14 protein-coding genes are annotated in these 17,373 nt (G+C 74.1%); 9 read left to right on the forward strand and 5 right to left on the reverse strand.

The genetic code is table 11. The features are described from left to right. Positions 1-71 precede the first annotated feature (71 nt). Positions 72-617, forward strand: coding sequence for a VPLPA-CTERM sorting domain-containing protein (locus BLT43_RS15095; protein ID WP_090114169.1), 546 nt, complete (start codon positions 72-74; stop codon positions 615-617). A gap of 73 nt (positions 618-690) precedes the next feature. Beyond that, positions 691-2,298, forward strand: coding sequence for a VPLPA-CTERM-specific exosortase XrtD (gene xrtD / locus BLT43_RS15100; protein WP_090114170.1), 1,608 nt, complete (start codon positions 691-693; stop codon positions 2,296-2,298). On the opposite strand, the gene BLT43_RS15105 is transcribed toward xrtD, so the two are convergent. Further along, positions 2,285-2,497 carry a hypothetical protein gene (locus BLT43_RS15105; protein ID WP_090114171.1) on the reverse strand — a complete coding sequence of 71 codons (213 nt, stop codon included), beginning with the start codon at positions 2,495-2,497 and terminating at the stop codon, positions 2,285-2,287. The genes xrtD and BLT43_RS15105 overlap by 14 nt on opposite strands. A 130-nt stretch (positions 2,498-2,627) precedes the next feature. Here BLT43_RS15105 and BLT43_RS15110 point away from each other — a divergent pair, with 130 nt between their 5' ends. The 3 genes from BLT43_RS15110 to BLT43_RS15120 all read left to right on the forward strand — a co-directional run bounded on the left by BLT43_RS15110 (position 2,628) and on the right by BLT43_RS15120 (position 5,918). Next, positions 2,628-3,263 carry a rhomboid family intramembrane serine protease gene (locus tag BLT43_RS15110; RefSeq protein ID WP_110559023.1) on the forward strand — a complete coding sequence of 212 codons (636 nt, stop codon included), beginning with the start codon at positions 2,628-2,630 and terminating at the stop codon, positions 3,261-3,263. A gap of 94 nt (positions 3,264-3,357) precedes the next feature. Continuing rightward, positions 3,358-4,626 carry a nucleotide sugar dehydrogenase gene (locus tag BLT43_RS15115; RefSeq protein WP_090114173.1) on the forward strand — a complete coding sequence of 423 codons (1,269 nt, stop codon included), beginning with the start codon at positions 3,358-3,360 and terminating at the stop codon, positions 4,624-4,626. Continuing rightward, on the forward strand, positions 4,623-5,918 hold the full coding sequence (locus BLT43_RS15120) for a glycosyltransferase family 4 protein (protein ID WP_242652311.1): 1,296 nt from the start codon (positions 4,623-4,625) through the stop codon (positions 5,916-5,918). The genes BLT43_RS15115 and BLT43_RS15120 overlap by 4 nt, the downstream gene beginning before the upstream one ends. On the opposite strand, the gene BLT43_RS15125 is transcribed toward BLT43_RS15120, so the two are convergent. From BLT43_RS15125 to BLT43_RS15135, 3 genes are all read right to left on the reverse strand, one after another. Continuing rightward, on the reverse strand, positions 5,882-9,100 hold the full coding sequence (locus BLT43_RS15125; RefSeq protein ID WP_090114174.1) for a LamG-like jellyroll fold domain-containing protein: 3,219 nt from the start codon (positions 9,098-9,100) through the stop codon (positions 5,882-5,884). The two genes, BLT43_RS15120 and BLT43_RS15125, sit on opposite strands and share 37 nt — an antisense overlap. Positions 9,101-9,455: 355 nt before the next feature. Further along, complete coding sequence (locus BLT43_RS15130) at positions 9,456-10,496, reverse strand: glycosyltransferase family 2 protein (RefSeq protein ID WP_165612633.1); 1,041 nt, start codon at positions 10,494-10,496, stop codon at positions 9,456-9,458. Continuing rightward, entirely contained in the window at positions 10,493-11,938 is a 1,446-nt protein-coding gene (locus BLT43_RS15135; protein ID WP_090114176.1) for an O-antigen ligase family protein, read from the reverse strand. Before BLT43_RS15135 ends, BLT43_RS15130 begins: the two co-directional genes overlap by 4 nt. Positions 11,939-12,144: 206 nt before the next feature. Between BLT43_RS15135 and BLT43_RS19465 the strand changes: the two genes are divergently transcribed. The 4 genes from BLT43_RS19465 (at position 12,145) to BLT43_RS15155 (ending at position 15,980) form a co-directional block, all read left to right on the forward strand. Beyond that, the gene (locus BLT43_RS19465) at positions 12,145-12,639 is read left to right on the forward strand and encodes an acyltransferase (RefSeq protein WP_278245673.1); all 495 of its coding nucleotides are present in this window, start codon (positions 12,145-12,147) and stop codon (positions 12,637-12,639) included. A gap of 122 nt (positions 12,640-12,761) precedes the next feature. Then, positions 12,762-13,358 carry an SGNH/GDSL hydrolase family protein gene (locus BLT43_RS15145; RefSeq protein ID WP_165612634.1) on the forward strand — a complete coding sequence of 199 codons (597 nt, stop codon included), beginning with the start codon at positions 12,762-12,764 and terminating at the stop codon, positions 13,356-13,358. Between the two features lie 70 nt (positions 13,359-13,428). Beyond that, on the forward strand, positions 13,429-13,695 hold the full coding sequence (locus BLT43_RS15150) for a spike base protein, RCAP_Rcc01079 family (RefSeq protein WP_090114179.1): 267 nt from the start codon (positions 13,429-13,431) through the stop codon (positions 13,693-13,695). Beyond that, entirely contained in the window at positions 13,692-15,980 is a 2,289-nt protein-coding gene (locus BLT43_RS15155; RefSeq protein WP_131802673.1) for a hypothetical protein, read from the forward strand. The genes BLT43_RS15150 and BLT43_RS15155 overlap by 4 nt, the downstream gene beginning before the upstream one ends. Before the next feature lie 7 nt (positions 15,981-15,987). Here the strand turns inward: BLT43_RS15155 and BLT43_RS15160 are convergent, their stop codons facing one another. Then, positions 15,988-17,370, reverse strand: a complete 1,383-nt coding sequence (locus BLT43_RS15160) for an oligosaccharide flippase family protein (RefSeq protein WP_090114182.1) — start codon at positions 17,368-17,370, stop codon at positions 15,988-15,990. Positions 17,371-17,373 lie beyond the last annotated feature (3 nt).

The raw sequence follows: 17,373 nt of genomic DNA on the forward strand, positions 1-17,373 counted from the left end.
TGAACTTGCTAGGCTGCGATCGCGGGCGCCGCGTTTGCCCCGCGGGTTCGTGGTTGTCGAGGTGCCTGGTGATGCGTGTTCGAAACGTCCTGTCGGCCGGTCTTCTTGTCCTGCTGGTGCCGTTCTCCGCCGCCGCCGCCGTGATCGTGCCCGGCAACGACCCCTTCGCCATCGGCTATCCCGACGCGGCCCCGCTCGCCAAATGCGACGAGGGCGGCGCGGCCGGCGATCTCTGCGACGACTGGGAGGACAGCGCCTCGCCCGGCGACTACACCGCCGCTTTCACGGTGAGCTTCCTCGACGCCTTCACCGTCGACTGGAGCTTCGACCCCGGCGCGGTGACCGGGCTCGGCGGTGCCGAGCTGCTGTTCCCGACCCGGATCGCGGTGAAGGGCGCGCAGGCCCACAAGCTCTACGAGATCGCCGCCGGCACGCTGTCGGGGCAGGTGGGCACGGCCGGGCTGATCAACAACGGCGGCAACCGGCCGGCGATCTCGCATGTCAGCTTCTACGGCGCGCCGGCGCCGATCCCGCTGCCGGCGGCGGGCTGGCTGCTGCTCGCGGGTCTGGCCGGGATGGCCGGGCTGCGCCGGGCGCGGGGGGCGCGCCGCATCTGAGTTCCGGCCCGGCGCGCCTGCCGCGCCGGGCCCGCTTCGCGTCTTCGTTCTTGCCAGTTTTCCCGGGTTCGCCATGTCACTCCAGTCGCCGCTGCGCCGCCCCCTGCCGCTCTTTCCCCCGCAATTGCGGCTCGAGCCCGGCGGGCTGGCGCTGATGGCGCTGCTCATCGGCGCGGCGCTGCCGGTGTTCTGGATCGGGCTGGCCTCGCTCGGCGCGGCTTGGATGACGCCGGAATACAGTCACGGGCCGCTGATCCCGCTGATCTCGCTCTACCTGTTCCTGCGCGAGCTGCGCGACGCCCCGCTTGCGCGACCGGCCCGGCCAGACCGGCGGCCGGGGCTGTGGGTGATGGCGGGCGCGCTGGCGCTGGCGCTGTTCGGCAACCTCGTGCGGATCCCCGACATCGTCACCTACGCGCTGATCCTGTGGATCTCGGGGTTGGTGCTGGTCTGCATGGGCTGGGCGCGCGGCCGGCGCCACCAGCTGCCGGTGCTGCACCTCGTCTTCATGCTGCCCTTGCCGCAGTTCCTCTACTGGAAGCTCACCATCTTCCTGCAGCTCGTTTCCTCGCATCTCGGCGTGGCGATGGTCGAGCTGGCGGGCATCCCGGTGTTTCTCGAGGGCAACGTCATCGACCTCGGCGTCTACAAGCTGCAGGTGGCCGAGGCCTGTTCGGGGCTGCGCTACCTGTTCCCGATCCTGAGCTTTTCCTACCTCTTCGCGATCCTCTATCGCGGGCCGATGTGGCACAAGGTGGTGCTGTTTCTGGCCGCCGCGCCGCTGACGGTGCTGATGAACTCGTTCCGCATCGGCATGATCGCGCTTCTGGTCAACCGCTACGGCATCGGCCAGGCGGAGGGGTTCCTGCACTTCTTCGAGGGCTGGGTGATCTTCGGCGCCTGCATCGCGGTGCTCTTTTCCATGGCGGTGGCGCTGCAGCGGCTGACGCCGGACCCGCTGCCGATGCGCCGCGCCGTCGATCTCGACTTCGGGGGCTTAAGCGAGCCCGCCGCGCGGCTGGGGCGGATCGCGCCGACGCGCGGGCTGGGCATCGGGGCTCTGGCGACGCTCGGCCTCGCGGTGCTCCTTTGGGCCGCGCCGGCGCGCGACGCCACGCCGCCCGCGCGCGACGGCTTCGCGCTGTTTCCACGCATGGCCGGCGACTGGTCGGGCGCGGCCCGCCCGCTCGAGCCGGAGGTCGAGGCGGTGCTGGCCGCCGACGACTACATCGACATCACCTATGCCGCGCCGGGCATGGCGGCGCCGGTCAACTTCTTCTCGGCCTGGTACGCGCGCCAGACCGAAGGCTCGGGCATCCATTCGCCCGAGGTCTGCCTGCCGGTCGGCGGCTGGGAGGTCTCGGCGATCGAGCCGGCGGCGGTGTCCTTCCCCGGCACGGTCTACGGCGATTTCGCGGTGAACCGCGCGGTGATCCGCAACGGCCTGTCGCGGCAGCTGGTCTATTACTGGTTCGAGCAGCGCGGCCGGCGCATGACCGGCGACTATGCCGCCAAGGCCAGCGTGCTGTGGGACGGGCTGACGCGCGGGCGCAGCGACGGCGCGCTGGTGCGCTTCGTCACGCCGATCGGCCCGCAGGAAAGCGTGGCGGCGGCCGAGGCGCGGTTGCAGGGGCTGATGGCCGAGCTGCTGCCGCGGCTGCCGCGCTTCATCCCCGAATGAGCCGGCGGTATCGCGGCGCGGATCGCTGCGCCGTAAAGGCGGCGAGGAGCAGCGGCAGCCAGAACAGGCAGGCGAGGCATCCCAGAAGGCACAGCGGCGTGCGGGCGCGGCCCTTGCGGGCGGCCTCGCGCAGCGTCGCGCCGACCGCGAGGGCGGCGATGGTCGCATAGACAGCGGCGATGAGGAGGGGCAGGGTCATGGGGGTCCCGGAAAACGTGTCGAACCATGCAGCCACGCTCAACGATGCCGCGCCCGAAGCGCGAATGTCAACGACAAAGCGCAACCATGAGTTGCGCGCGCCACCGGCCCGCCCGTCCGGGGCGGCTCCGGTGAGCGCGGCCGCCCCGGCGCCCCGCGGCGGCCGCGCCGCGGTGCTGTGGCTGCTGGCGCTGGCGCTGGTGCTGCCCGAGCTGGCGCTCAGCCTCGCCGATCTCGGCGGCGCCGCGATCTGGCGCGCCCGCGCCTACCAGAACGGCGCCTTCTGGGTCGGGCTCCTGCATGACTGGCGGCCCAACTACGCCGTGCAGCCGGCGCTGATGTTCCTGAGCTACTCGATCTGGCATGCCGGGCCGCTGCACCTTCTGGGCAACCTGTCGGGGCTGGCCTGGCTCGGCCCGCCGCTCTTGGCGCGGCTGGCGGCGCGCGGGCTGCTGGCGGTCTGGCTGGCCGGGGTGCTGGGCGGCGGCGCGGGCTTCGCGCTTCTGTCGCGCGCGCCCGAGCCGATGGTCGGGGCCTCTGGCGCGGTGTTCGGGCTGGCCGGCGCCTGGGTGGCGCTGGGGGCGCGGGCGCGGGCGGGGCGGCGGCTGTGGCGCTGGATCGGCGGCTGGCTGCTGCTCTTGGTGGCGGTGAACCTGCTCGGCTGGGTCATGGCCGACGGCCAGCTCGCCTGGCAGACCCATCTGGGCGGCGCGCTGGCCGGCGCCGCGGCGGCGGCGCTTATGCCGACGAAGCGTGGAACAACCTGAGGTAGACAAAATCCACGACCGACCAGCTTGACAGGCGATTTGTTCTGACCGAGCCTCGTACACGTTAAAGTTGTGCTTGGTGGGAGCGGTTCGCATGAAGGTCGTCGTCTTCGGTCTGGGATATGTCGGCGCCACGGCGGTCGGCTGCATCGCGCGCTGCGGCCACGAGGTGGTCGGGATCGACGTCAACCGCGACAAGGTCGCGACGCTGAACGCCGGCCGCTCGCCGATCCTCGAGCCGGGGCTCGAGCCGATGATCGCCGCCGCCGTGGAAGAGGGCCGGCTGACGGCGCAGGGCGACATCGGGGATGCGCTGGACCGGGCCGACCTGGCGCTGGTCTGCGTCGGCACGCCCTCGGCCGCCGACGGCGCGCACAACATGGGCTACATCGCCGAGGTCAGCCGCCAGATCGCGCAGGCGGTGGCGCGCCGCCCGGCCGGGCCGCCGCTGGCGGTGGTCTACCGCTCGACCATCCGCCCCGGCACCACGGCGCAGCTGATCCGGCCGATCTTCGAGGGCGTGCTGGGCGCCGGCGCGCCGGGGGTCGACCTGGTCTACAACCCCGAATTCCTGCGCGAGGGCAGCGCGGTCGCGGACTACTTCGCCCCGCCCAAGATCGTGCTCGGCACCGAAAGCGCCGCCCCCGTGCCGGCGATGGAGGCGCTCAATGACGGCATCGACGCCCCGGTCTTCCGCACCGGCTTCGGCGAGGCCGAGATCACCAAGTTCGTCGACAATTCCTGGCACGCGGTGAAGGTGGCCTTCGCCAACGAGGTCGGGCGGGTCTGCCTTTCGGCCGGGCTCTCGGCCACGCGGGTGCACGAGATCTTCGTCTCCGACACCAAGCTCAACATCTCGGCCTGCTACACCCGGCCGGGCGGCGCCTTCGGCGGGTCCTGCCTGCCCAAGGACGTGCGCGCGCTGCAGCATCTGGGCGCCGATATCGGCGCCAACCTGCCCTTGATCGACAGCCTGCTGCGCTCGAACGAGGCGCACAAGAACGCGCTCTTCGCCGCCGCGACGCGCGGGCTGGCGCCCGGCGCAAGTCTCCTGATGGTCGGGCTCGCCTTCAAGGCCGGCACCGACGACCTGCGCGAAAGCCCCAATGTCGATCTGGCGCGCAAGCTCTTGGCCGCGGGTTACGCGCTCGACATCTACGACCCGGCGATCCGCGCCGACATGCTGCTCGGCGCCAATCTCGGCTATGCCTACAGCCAGCTGCCGCAGCTCGAGCGGCTCTTGATCCCGCGCGGTTCGGCCGAGGCGCGGCGCTATGACCGGATCCTGCTGTCGAACGCCACGGCGCGGGAGGTGCGGCTACCGCCCGGGGCCGAGACCTTCGATTGCGGGGCGCTGGCGTGACCGCGCTCGAGCGGGCGCTGCCGACGCCGCATCTCGACGCCGCGCGCGCGGGCCGGCCGATGGCCGGGCGGCGCGTGCTGATCATCGTCGAGAACCTGCCTCTGCCCTTCGACCGCCGCGTCTGGCAGGAATGCCTGACGCTGCGCGCCGCCGGCGCCGAGGTGGCGGTGATCTGCCCCAAGGGCCGCGGCTTCGAGGCGCCCTACGAGCGGATCGAGGGCGTGCACATCTACCGCCACCCGCTGCCCTTCGAGGCGCGCGGCGCGGCGGGCTACCTGCTCGAATACGGGGCGGCGCTGTGGCACGAGGCGCGGCTGGCGCTGAAGGTGCTGCGCCGGCACGGCTTCGACACGATCCAGGCCTGCAACCCGCCCGACCTCATCTTCCTCGTGGCCTGGCCCTTCAAGCTTCTGGGCAAGCGCTTCGTCTTCGACCACCACGACATCATGCCAGAGCTGTTCGAGGCCAAGTTCGGCAAACGCGGCTGGCTCTGGCGGCTGACCCGCGCCTTCGAGCGGCTGACCTTCCGCGCCGCCGACGTGGTGATCTCGACCAACGAGAGCTACCGCGAGATCGCCCGCGCGCGCGGCGGCAAGCGCGCAAGCGAGGTCTTCGTGGTGCGCTCGGGGCCCGATCTCAACCGGCTGCGGCGTGTGGCGCCGAACCGGGCCTGGGCGCGCGGGCGCGACCACCTGATCGGCTATGTCGGCGTGATGGGCGCGCAGGAGGGGATCGACCTGCTGCTCGAGGCGATGCGGCTTCTGGTGCATGAGCGCGGGCTGTCGGTGCAGCTGGTGCTGGTCGGCGGCGGGCCCGAGCGCGCGGCGCTCGAGGCGCTGTCGGCGCGGCTGGGTCTCGAGGACCACGTCACCTTCACCGGCCGGGCCCCGGACGAGGTGCTGTTCGAGGTGCTCTCCTCGGCCGATCTCTGCGTGAACCCCGACCGGGTGAACCCGATGAACGACAAGTCGACCATGAACAAGATCATGGAATACATGGCCTTCGGCCAGCCGATCGTGCAGTTCGAGGTGACGGAGGGCCGGGTCAGCGCCGGGCCGGCCTCGCTCTACGCGCGGCCCAACGACGCCGCCGACATGGCGGCGCAGATCGCCCGGCTCTTGGCCGATCCGGCGCTGCGGGCGCGGATGGGCCGGGCCGGCCGGACGCGGGTGGTGCGCGACCTCGGCTGGGACGGCCAGGTGCCGGCGCTGCTCGCGGCTTACGCGGCGGCGGCGCCGGCCCCGGATGCGGCGGTTCAGCCCAGCGGGAAGAACTGCTCGGGCACCGCCTGAGCGAGGCAGCCCATCTCGCACAGCAGAAGCGCCTCCGTCGCCTCGTCGGCATGGGCGGCATGGGCATAGGCCGGCGCCTCGCTGCGGATCGCGAAGGCGTCGATCACCGCGTCGAAGTTGCGGCCGCCCCAGCTGTGGCCGAAGGTCAGGTCGTGCCGGCCGTTCTGCGACAGCGGGTCCATGCGCGCCTCGTCCTCGAGCACGCCGTCGAGCCACAGCGTCAGCCGCCCGGCATCGAAGCGCAGCGCCATCTCGTGGCGCAGCCCGTCATCGACCGGCGCGTCCTCGGATTCGAGCACCGTGACGGTGCCGTCGTCGCTGGTGGCGCGGACCCGCAGCTCGCCATGGGAATCGACCACCACCACGAGGCTGCCCTGTCGGCGGAACAGGTCGCCATGGCCCTCGCCGGTGAAGGCGAGGTCGATGGCGAAGCTGTCGGCCCCGAGGATGTCGTCGACATGCTCGAGCGCCACGCGCGCCGCCGTCCCGGTGGGGGCGAGCGCCATGCCGTCGGCCGCGACCGGCCCGCCCAGATCGACCGGCCCGGCGTCGCCATGGGCGGTGAAGCCGCGCCCGGCCGCGAAGTCGAGCAGCAGCGCGTCGAGCGCGGCCTCGTCCAGATCCGGCAGCGGCTGCGGCGCGGGCCCGGACCCGGGCGCGGGCTCCATGCCGGGCTCGATGCCGGGGGAGGGCACGGGGTCGGGCTGGGTGCCCGATTGCGGCGGCGTGGCCGGGGTTTCGGGCGTCTCTGGCGCCGGCGCGCCGGGGGTGATCACCTCCGTCTCGGGCCGTTCGGGGAAGTCGGAGGCGTTCTGCGTGAGCGCGAAACCGGTGATCCGGCCGTCGAAATTGGCGCCGCCCCAGGGGTGGCCGAAGGTCAGGTCATGCGCGCCGTCGCGCGCCAGCGGCCCGGCCTCTTCGGCAGCGGCGCGGGCGCCGTCGACCCAAAGCTCGAGCCGGCCCGCCTCGTAGCGCAGCGCCACCTCGTGGCGCGCCCCGTCGGCAAGGCCCGGCCCGGAGACCAGCCGCGTCTCCTCGCCCGCGGCGTCGCTGGCGCGGAACACCAGCCGGCCGCTGCGGTCGATCTGGGCGCTGAAGCTGCCCTGCAGGCGGAACAGCTCGCCCGCCCCGCGGCCCGCGACCGCGAAGGCGATCTCGTATTCCTCGGCGGTGAGCATCGGCGCCACCTCGGCGCGCGCCACCTCGAGCGCCACGCCGCGCCCGAGATCGAGCGCGCCGCGCCCGGCCTCGGCGAAGCTCCACAGCTCGGGCGCGGCGATCTCGACCGGCAGCCCGGCCTCGGCGCGCCGCCCGTCGGGCAGGCGCAGCGTCAGCACCACGTCATGCGCGCCGCCCTCGGCATAGGCATGGCGCAGCACCATGCCCTCGGCGCGGCTGCCGTCGCCGAAGCTCCACTCGTAGCGGGTGCCGGCCGGCGGCGGCGCGCCGTCGAGCAGGCTGTGGCGCGCGTCGAAGACCCGCAGCGCCGCCTCGCCCGGCTCGGCGGTGACGTGGAACCGCGCCACCAGCCCCTGCGGCGCCTCGGCCGCGGCGCCGACGCCGAGCCGGTCGACCAGCCCGCCGGGCAGCACGGCGAGACCGGCCTCGCCCAGCGTCGAGGCGACGAAGGAATCGCCGTAGAAGCCCGGCGCCGACGGGTCATCGGGCTGCAGCACGGCATTGCCGCCGACCTGCCAGCTCGGCTGGCCGGAAAAGCCGCGCAGGCCGCCGGTGGCGTTGCCGGTGATCACCACGTTCAGCGCGTCCTCGGCGACGCCGATCGACGGCCGGCCGAGCGCGCCCTCGAACGGCTCGCTCTGCGGGCCGCCGCGGGTCTCGAGCAGGGTGTTGTTGCGGATCAGCAGCCCGTCGATCTCGCCGACATTGATGCCGTGCATGTGGTTGTTGAGGATGACGTTCTCCTCGATCACGAAGTCGCGGTAGAACATCTCGCGCCCGGCCAGCCCCTTGTCGACCAGCTCGTTGCGCATGAAGATCGTCTGGGTGAAGCCGCCCTCGCCGATATCGAAAAGGTTGCCGCGGATCGTCACGTCGCGGCTCGGCGCGGTGGTGCCGGTGGTCCAGACCTGGATCATGTCGCGATGCTCGGTCCAGCCCGGCAGGCCGAAGGTGTCGCGGAAGACGTTGTCCTCGACCAGGAGCCCCGTCACCTGGTGCACGTCGAGCGCGTCGTTGCGCATGTGGTGCAGCGCGTTGCCGCGCATCACGAGGTCGGCGCTTTCCTCCAGCGTGACGCCGGTGCGGAAGCGGGCGATGTCGTTGCCCTCGAGCGTGACCCGCTGCGCGCCCCGGACCTGCACGCCGCCGCCGGTCGCCAGCCCGTCGGCCGGGCTGCCGGTGCCGCGCGCGAGGTCGCCGTCGATCACGCTGTCGCGGATCGCGATGTCGCGGCTGTCGGTGATGCTGACGGCGCGGGTCCAGTGCGGGTCGCCGGGGCTGTAGACGTAGTCGACGACCACGCCCTCGAGGCTGAGATTGGCGGCGCCGCGCAGCGTCACCGCGTCGAACACCGCCGGGTCGTCGGGGTCGGCCGAGCGGATCACCACCTCGGAGGCGAACTCGGCGTTCTGGCCCATCCGGCCGTGCTGCAGCGCCAGCCGGCCGTACTGGCCGCCCTCGAGCAGCAGCACCTCGCCGCCCTGCGCGGCGGCGAGCGCGCGCGCCAGCCCCTCGGCGTCCTCGATGCGGATCGCGCCGGCGGGGGCCGGCTGCGGCTCGGCCAGCGGTGTGAAGGACGCCGCGTCGGCCTCGCGCGGGCCGTGGCCGGCGCGGGGCGCGGCGGCGTCGGGCGCGGCCGGCTCGACCGTGACGCCGGAATGGTCGGCGAAGGCCGCCTGCAGTTGCGGCGCGGTGCCGCGCAGGGTGATGCCATCGGCCTCGACCAGCCGGATCTCGGGGCCCGCGGCCAGCGCCGGCCAGTCCACCGCCAGCCCCTCGAGCACCACGCCCTCGACCCGCTCGAGCACGACGCCGGTGAAGCGCGGCGGGTCGAAGGGGTCGGCGGCGGCGATGGTGACGCCGGCGGGGAAGGGCGCGCCGGGGCGCGCCAGTTCGAGTATGCCGAAGGCGCCGCCGGCCAGCTCGATCCGGGCGCCCGGCGCGGCGGTGGCGAGCGCCTCTTGCAGGGCGGCGGCGGTGTAGACGGTGGTCGGCAGGGTCATTGCAGGCTCCTATCGGGGCGGCGTCTGGGGCCGGTGGCGTGGTGCGGGGCGATCCGGTCGCGCGGCCGCAGCCCGTCGGCCGGGCCGCGTGCGGCGGCTCGGGGTCAGGGCGATGTCGGTCTTGCGTACGGGTTCCCCACCAGGACCGCGGCGTCGGGTCGTCACCGCGGCGGGCCTAGATTGATCTCGCAGCGGGGACAATTCGGGGCCGGGAATCGGGCCTAAATGGGTCGAAACAGGCGATAACTCGCCATTCGTGGCGGCGCGGTCACGGTGTTATGTCGCGAGGCGCCGGCGCGGCCGGTCTGAAGAGCGGGGGAATCGCCGGATTGATTCTCAACCTTTGGTTGTAGAATCAGCCGAAGGCGCGGCGCGCGGCCTCGGGCGACAGCCGGCCGCGCACCGCGCGCGGCGGCGGCAGGCCGAGGCTGCCGGCCAGAAGCGCGCGCGCCTCGGCGCGAAAGCCGCGTAGCCCGAGCTGCGCCGCCTTGGCCAGCGAATAGGCCAGCGCGCCGGGCAGGGCGCGCGGCAGGTGGCGGCGCACGAAGCGGATCCGGCCGCGATGCTTGAAGTAGAGCGAGAAGGGCGAGGCCGGCCGCGCAAGCGTGGGCGAGCCGATGGCGCTGCCGGCGCGGTGATAGACCACCGCCTCGGCGCAATAGGCGATCGGCAGCGCGCCGCGGCGCATCGCCCAGTCCACCTCCTCGTAATAGAGGAAGTAGTCCTCGGGCATCGGCCCGGCGGCGGCGCGGAAGGCGCGAGAGGTGACCATGCTGCCGCCCATCACGAAGTCCAGCGCCTCGGCCGGCGGCGGCGGCGTCGCCGCCAGCGGCCGGCCGAGATGGATGTTGCCGGTGACGCCGGTGCGCCGGTCGAGCGTGCCGCCGTCGATCTGGATCTGCTCGGGCGTCTCGAGATAGGCCATGCGCCCGCTCATCACCGAGAACCCGCCCGCCGGTTCCGGCGCGGTGGCGAAGGCGGCCGGCGTGGCGGGCGGCACGGCGGTGTCGGGGTTGAGGATCCAGACCCGGTCGGGCCCGCCGCCGGGCCGCGCCGCGAGCGTCTCGAGGCCGCGGTTCACCCCGGCGGCGAAGCCGGCGTTGAGCCCGGCCTCGACCAGCGTGACCGCGTGGCCCGAGGGCCCCTCGGCCCCGTCGAGCGGCAGCGGGCGGGCGGCCGCCGCCAGCGCGAAGGGCAGCGCCGGCGCCGGGCCCGGCCGGGCGCCGCCCGCGGCCCAGCCGCGCAGCAGCGCCGGCGTGCCGTCGGTCGAGCCGTTGTCGACCAGCACGATGTCGAGCCGCAGCCCGGTCGCGGCGAGCAGGCTTTCGAGGCAGTCGAGGATCACGGCGGCGGAATCGTAGGTGACGATCACGACGCCCAAGCGGGGCAGGGTCATGGCTGGCGTCTCCAGAGCGGGCGGATGTTGCGCGCCAGAACCGGCCGCGGCGCGGGCAGGGCCGGCGGCCGCCGGGCGGGGCGCGGCGCCGGCGGCGCGGCGGCGGGAAAGCGGGTGAAGACCGGCCCGGCGCGGTCTGGTTGTGGCGCGGCATTGGGTGTGGCGGGCGTGGCGGCGCCCTGGTCGGGCTGCGCGTTCAGCATCCATTGCCCGGCCCCGAGCATCAGCATCACGAAGATCAGGATCTCGCCCCACAGCGCCACGGTGCCGGCCACCAGCACGCAGCCCAGCATGGCCAGCGTCCAGCCCAGCCGCAGCGCCTGCAGCGCCGGGTCGGGGCCGAGCTCGCGGCGGTTGATCCGCACGAGGCTGAGCCCCAGCGCCGTGCCGAAGAAGACCAGCGCCGGCAGGCCGTGCACGATCGCCAGCAGCAGCCAGAAATTGTCGATGCTGGCGCTGACCATCCAGTGCGGCCGGGCCCAGTAGTTGTCGCCCACCCCGAGCCATGGCGTGCGCGCGACCTGCGCGCTGCCGTATCGCCAGATCTGCTCGCGGTAGCTCGCGGTGCTGGAATCGAGCGCCAGCCGCGTGCTGATCGCCACCAGAGCGTTCTTGGTGCTGAGCAGGTCGAGCAGCAGGTAGAGCCCGCCGAGGCTGAGGCCGATCTCGCGCCAGGGCCGGGCGCTGCGCCGTGCCGCCAGCCGGTGCCACAAAAAGAGCGGCCCCTGGAACATGAGCGCCAGGAGCGGCCCGCTCGACACCGACAGCAGGCAGGCCGCGCCGATCAGCACCGCCGCGAGCCCGCGCAGCACCGGCGCCAGCCCCAGCCCGACGACCACCGGCGCGAAGGCCAGCATCGCGAAGACGCCGTAATGGATCGGGTGCGCGAAGACCCATTGCGCGCGGTAGAGGCCGAGGCGCGGCTCGTAGTCGTTCTCGACGAAGGTCGAAAACGGCGTGTGGTCGCGCACCAGCTCGATGATCAGCGGCCGGTCGGCCAGCGCCTCGATCAGCGCGAAGGGCAGGCTCAGCGCCACGATCCAGAACAGGAAGCGCAGCAGCGCGGCGAAATCCGCCCGGTCGCGGACCAGCACCCGGCCGGCCATGTAGCCGCCGAGGATGGCGAGGCCCTGCTGCCCGGTATAGGCGACGAAGCGGCCCGGCGTGTTGACCAGCATCGACAGCGACAGCCAGCCGACATAGAGCACGAAGAGCAGGTCCACGAGCCCCAGCCGCAGCCGCCCGCTCAGCACCCGCATCAGCAGCATGGGGTAGAGCGCGATCAGCACCAGCAGCGAGGGGGTGAGCCGGAAGCCGGCGATCTCGAAGGCGACGGGCACCACCAGCGACACCAGCACCAGCCGCGCGCAGGCCCGGCGGCCGGCGCTGCCGGCGGCCGGCGCGGCGGAAAGCAGGGGCGATGCACCGACCGAAGCCGTCATGAAACCAAACCGAGCAACCAGAACCCACGGGCGGCGCGCGCGCCGCCTGCCCTCCAGCTAGTAACAATTGTTGGCACCGGTCAATATGCAACCTTGAATTGTGTCGTGCCACCTTTAGCCCGCGCCCGGCCGCCCGGCGCGGCAAGGCTTGCAAGATCGTCCCAGCCGGGGATAATCGACCTGTGGTTGCATGTGGGAGGATGGTGATGCAGGGCGAGATGGCCAAGGCAAGAAGGCGGGGCCTGAACAGGCTGGCGCCGCTGCGCGCGCTGCTGATGGCGGCGGCGCGCCTCTACTACACACGCATATGGGGCATGGACATCGACCCTTCGGCGAAGTTCTCGCTCTCGGCGCAGTTCGACCGCACCTTCCCGATCGGCGTGCATGTCGGGCCGAACAGTTACGTCGCCTTCGAGGCGCGGGTGCTGACCCATGACCGCACGCGCGGGCTCTACCTGCACACGCGGATCGGCGCGAACTGCTTCATCGGCGGCCGGGCGCTGCTGCTGCCGGGGGTGGAGATCGGCGCGGGCAGCGTGGTTGGGGCGGGGGCGGTGGTGACGCGTTCGGTGCCGCCGGGCAGCCTCGTGGCCGGCAACCCGGCGCGGGTGCTGCGCGCGGGCATCGATGTCGGCGCCTATGGCCGCTTCGCCGGGGCCGACGCCACGGAGGCCGCCCTCGCCACGGCGGGGCTGACCTGAGGCGGGTTCTGGCGGCGGCGCTGGCCGTTCTGGCGACGGGCCTGCTTCTGGCCGCCGCGCCGGGGGGCGAGGCGCCGCGCGACCGGCCGCTGCCGCCGCTCGCGGCGGACGGTCCGCTGCGGGTGGCGCTGCTCGGCACCAGCCTCAGCGCGCGCTACGACTGGCCGGCCCGGCTCGGGGCGCGGCTCACCGCCTGCCTCGGCCGGCCGGTGATGGTCGAGGTGGTGGCGCGCCCGGGCGCGCATTCGGGCTGGGGGGTGGCGCAGGTCGGCCGCGTGGCGGCGCTGCGGCCCGACCTCGTGCTGATCGAGTTCGCGATCAACGACGCCGACCTGCGCGACGGCCGGTCGCTGGCGCAGGCCGGGGCCGCGCATCGCGCCATCGTCGCGGGGCTGCGCGCGCAACGGCCGGGCGCGGCGATCGCGCTGATGACGATGAGCCCGGCGCAGGGCCCGCGCGGCTGGATGCGGCCGCGGCTCGGCGCGCATCTGGCGCAGTACCGCGACCTCGCCGCGGCGCTGGATCTGGGGCTCGTCGATCTCACGCCGCGCTGGCGGGCGCTGCCGCGCGCGGCGCGCGGGCTTAAGGCGGACGGGCTGCACCCCGAGCCCGGCGTCGCGGCGGCGGTGATCCTGCCGGTGCTGGCGCGCGCCATCGCCACCGCGACGGGGGCGCCGGGGGCAACGGGGGCAACGTGCGCCGGCCCCGCGCCGTCTTAACCCGGCTGCGGCAGGATCACTTGCATCAGGGCCCGCGCCGTTCGCGGGCCGGCGACGCAAGGAGGCGGCGATGCCGGTGATCGACAGTTTCGCGGGACAGGTGGCCGGGCTCGACAGCCCGGTCGCGCAGGCGGCGGCGGTGGTGCCGTCGGACGACACGGACCTGCCGCAGGCCAGCCGGGCGCTCTACCTCGGCACCGGCGGCGACCTGCGGGTGACGCTGCTGGGCGGGGCGGTGGTGACGTTCCGCGCCGCGGCGGCGGGCTGGCACCCGCTGCGGGTGGCCCGCGTCCACGCCACCGGCACCGGCGCCGCCGACATCGTGGCGGGCTGGTGATGATCGGCGTCGGGATCGGGGTGGGCGCGTGGCGGCGGGTCGCGGCGGCGGTGCCGCCCGCGCCGGCCATGCTGACGCTCGACGCGCTGCCGCGCGACGGGCTGGTGCTCGACACCGGCGCGGCGGCGGGGCGCGACGCGGCGGTGCTGGGGCTGTCGGGGACCGGCACGCCGGGGCGGGTGGTGCAGGGGCGGGCGCGCTCGCTCGACGATGGCGGGGCAAGCTCGACGCCATGGGCCGACATCGCCACCATCGACGCCGGCGGCGACTGGTCGGGCGCGCTGAGCTGCCCGCGCAGGACCTCGTGGCTCGCGGCCGAGGTGCGCATCCGCGACAACCCCGCCGTCGGCGCGCAATCGGCCGAGCGCTTCGGCGCGGGGCATGTCATCGCGATCTGGGGCCAGTCCGAATGGGACCGGATGCTCAACCCCTTCTTCGACGGCACGGCGAAGGCGGGCGTGACCCATCCGGGCGACGTGACGCACATCTATCACGGCCGCTCGCTCAGCGGCAGCCATGCCGGCACCGGCGCGGCAGGGGTGCGCGCCGTCACCGTCGATGCCGCGACGGCAGCCACCGCCGACTGCACCAGCGCGATGATCGCCATGGCCAACACGCTCTCGGCCGCGCGGCCGGGCGAGAAGTTCGCGGTGCTGTGGCAGACGCTGTCGGGCACCTCGTGGGAGGCGGCGGCCGACGACGCGATCGCCACCCGCCGCTGGATCGACGACCGCGCCGTGCACGACCACGCCGTCCCCGACGGCTCGGGCCGGGTCGGCGCGGTGATCCACAGCTGGTTCGCGGCGCCGGGCAGCCTGGCCGAGCATTACGGCGCGGCGGCGGTGCCGTTCTTCCTCGGGGTCGATCTCTCGGGCGCGGCCGTCGCCGTGCCGGGCACGATCACCCACACGGGCGGCAGCTACCACGCCGACCACACATGTGCCGAGCTTTACGACTACGCCCATGCCCGGCTGGTGCCCTTCGGGCCGCACGGCTTCATCGAGCCCGCCGATCTCGACAGCGCGACGACGCTGCGCGGCGGCGGCACGGCGGTGCGGCTGGCGAACAAGCAGGCGGCGGCGCGGTCTTGGCGCGACACGGCCGCCCTGCCGGCGCTGGCGGGATACTTCACGCCCGCCACCTTCAACGCCACCGCGGTCAAGCTCGGCCATGACGACGGCGCGGGCGGCTGGACCGACCACACCCACCCCGATGGCGGCTCCGATGACGGGCTGCCGCGGCTGGCGCGCTTCACCGCGCTCGCCGCACTGGAGGGGATGGGGCTGGCCGGCTGGGCCTCGCCGGTCTTCGACAATGCCGCCTGGCAGGCGGACGGCGCCTATGCCGAGATCTGGTCGAGCGCCGGGCCGATCACCACCAACCGCATCGCCGGGGGGCTGCCGCCGCTCGGCGCGACCTTCCCGCACTGGACGGAGGTGGCGGGCTGGCAGATCGACGGCGTGCCGGCCGCGCGGGCCGAGATCGTCGCGGGCCGGGTCAGGATATACCCCAACGACGGGGCCTTCACCGACGCGACGGTGTTGAGCTTCGGCGAGGGCGGCGGCACGGGCGCGATCGAATGGCCGGAGGATGCGCGCAACGCGCTGTGGCGCGACCTGCCGCTGGTCGATGTCGGCGCGCCGACGGTCGAGGGCCTGCCGCTGCGCACCCTGCCGGACGCGGCGCTGCTGGCAAGCACCGTGCCCGGCGCGGCCAAGTTCGCCACCACAGAGGCGGGCCCGTGGTTCGGCTCGGGCGCGGCGGGCGCGACGATCCCGGCCGGCACGCGGCAGATGACGTGGTACGCCAAGGGCCGGGTCGACGCCTTCGCCGGCGGCACGCGGTCGCTCTTTCATGTCACCGGGGCGAAGATGGACCTGCAGGTGCTGTCGAACGGCGCGCTGCGATACTCCCTGACCGACACGGCCGGGCAGCAGGTGGCGCAGACCACCACGCCGGCGGGCACGATCACGCTGGGCGTCAGCTACGAATTCCTGCTGGCCTTCGACCTCGCGGCCGGCTGGCTGCGGCTGTTCGTGGACGGGGTGCAGGTCGGGGCGTCCGCCGCCTTCGCGACCACGGGCGAGATGGACCCGGCCCGCAACATGCGGCTGCTCCATCGCATCTCGGGCGACACCCCGGCGGGCGAATGGGAGCGGCTGGCGATCTGGATCGGGCAGGCCAGCGCCGACGGCGCGTTGCCCGGCGCGGCGCCCCATCACGAGGTGACGGGCCCGGCCGCCACCGCCAATGCCGATGCGTGGCGGCAGGGGGCGGCGGCGTGAGGCACGCTCAGGCGGGGGCGGCGCCGTGGCGGCGCAGCTCGGGCATGGCCAGCAGGCAGGTGAGGCCGAGCGCGGCCAGCGCCAGCGCCCCGGCCGGGCCGGCGAGCCCGGTCATCGGCCCCGCCACCGCCAGCCCCATCAGAAGCAGCACCGGCCCGAGCGGCCGCAGCACCGGGCCGAGCCGCATGCCTGCGCGCCGCCGCGCCAGCCACAGCGCGACCATGAGCCCCCCGGCCTCGGCCAGAAGCCCGACCGCGATCACCGGCTCGACCCGGCCGGTGCGGGCGGCGAGCCACAGTGCCAGCGGCAGCGCCGCCACGCGCAGCAGGTTCGAGGCCACCGCGTTGCCGGTGCGTCCGCGCGCCAGCGCCACCACCGCCGGGCCGCCCTTGGCCAGCCACAGCGCCTGCACCAGCGCCAGCGCCCCGAGATAGGGCAGCATGTCGAGATAGGCGGGCCCGAGCACGAGCCCCACCAGCGGCGCGCCGCAGGCCGCGACCGCCGCCACCAGCGCCACCGCCATCGCCAGATGCGCCTGCGCCGCCGCCGCGGCGAGGCGGTCGAACCGGTCGGCCGCGCCCGCCGCCTGCGCGGCGGCCAGCTGCGGCAGGTAGAAGCTCTGGGCGCTGCGGCGCAGGATCTGCGCCGGCGTCAGCGTCAGCGTGCAGGCCATCGCGAAGAGCCCCAGCGCCTCGAGCCCCAGTTCGCGCGCGACGACGATCCGGTCGCCGTTGAACACGCCGAACAGCAGCACCCCGTTGAGCAGGAGCGGCCAGCCGAAGCGCAGGCTCTCGGCCATCGCCGCGCGGTCGAGCACGACGCGCCAGCGCCGCTCGGCCAGAAGATGCGAGACCAGCACCATCAGCACCGCCTGCGCCAGCACCGACCACAGCATCGCCCGCCAGTCCCCGAGCCAGAGCGCCAGCGGCACGCCGACGAGCAGCGCGCCCAGGGCCGGCAGCGCCGTGCCGAGCGCCAGCGGGCCGAAGCGCAGGCCGCGCCCGAGACGGTAAAGGTCGAGATGCACGAGCCCCTTGCACAGCGGCACCAGCGCCAGCGCCCGGTAGGCGCCGGCGGCCTCGGGCGCGCCCATGAAGGCCGCCGCCTGCGGCGCCATGAGCCACAGCGCCAGCGCCGCCAGCGCGCCGCGCAGAAGCTGGAAGCCCTGCAGCGCGGCCTGGAAGCGCGGCTCGCCGCCGCGGCGCGATTGCAGGATCTGCTGCTGCAGGCCGAGCTCGGAGGCCATCTCCATCGCCGCGACCACGATCGCGAAGCTTGCCGCGACGCCGTAATCGGCGACCGGCAGCAGCCGCGCCACCACGAGGTTGCGCGCCAGCAGCAAGAGCGCCGCGAGGGCGTTGCCCGACAGAAGCAGCAGCGCGGCGCGCATCGC

The organism is Limimaricola pyoseonensis, assembly GCF_900102015.1.
Classification (GTDB): Bacteria; Pseudomonadota; Alphaproteobacteria; order Rhodobacterales; family Rhodobacteraceae; genus Limimaricola; species Limimaricola pyoseonensis.

Bases quoted from the DNA above. Each gene is read 5' to 3' on its own strand.
- xrtD (WP_090114170.1), top strand. From the start codon at position 691: ATGTCACTCCAGTCGCCGCTGCGCCGCCCCCTGCCGCTCTTTCCCCCG.
- BLT43_RS15150 (WP_090114179.1), top strand. From the start codon at position 13,429: ATGCCGGTGATCGACAGTTTCGCGGGACAGGTGGCCGGGCTCGACAGC.
- BLT43_RS15130 (WP_165612633.1), bottom strand. From the start codon at position 10,496: ATGACCCTGCCCCGCTTGGGCGTCGTGATCGTCACCTACGATTCCGCC.
- BLT43_RS15105 (WP_090114171.1), bottom strand. From the start codon at position 2,497: ATGACCCTGCCCCTCCTCATCGCCGCTGTCTATGCGACCATCGCCGCC.
- BLT43_RS15115 (WP_090114173.1), top strand. From the start codon at position 3,358: ATGAAGGTCGTCGTCTTCGGTCTGGGATATGTCGGCGCCACGGCGGTC.
- BLT43_RS15135 (WP_090114176.1), bottom strand. From the start codon at position 11,938: ATGACGGCTTCGGTCGGTGCATCGCCCCTGCTTTCCGCCGCGCCGGCC.
- BLT43_RS19465 (WP_278245673.1), top strand. From the start codon at position 12,145: ATGCAGGGCGAGATGGCCAAGGCAAGAAGGCGGGGCCTGAACAGGCTG.
- BLT43_RS15125 (WP_090114174.1), bottom strand. From the start codon at position 9,100: ATGACCCTGCCGACCACCGTCTACACCGCCGCCGCCCTGCAAGAGGCG.
- BLT43_RS15160 (WP_090114182.1), bottom strand. From the start codon at position 17,370: ATGCGCGCCGCGCTGCTGCTTCTGTCGGGCAACGCCCTCGCGGCGCTC.
- BLT43_RS15095 (WP_090114169.1), top strand. From the start codon at position 72: ATGCGTGTTCGAAACGTCCTGTCGGCCGGTCTTCTTGTCCTGCTGGTG.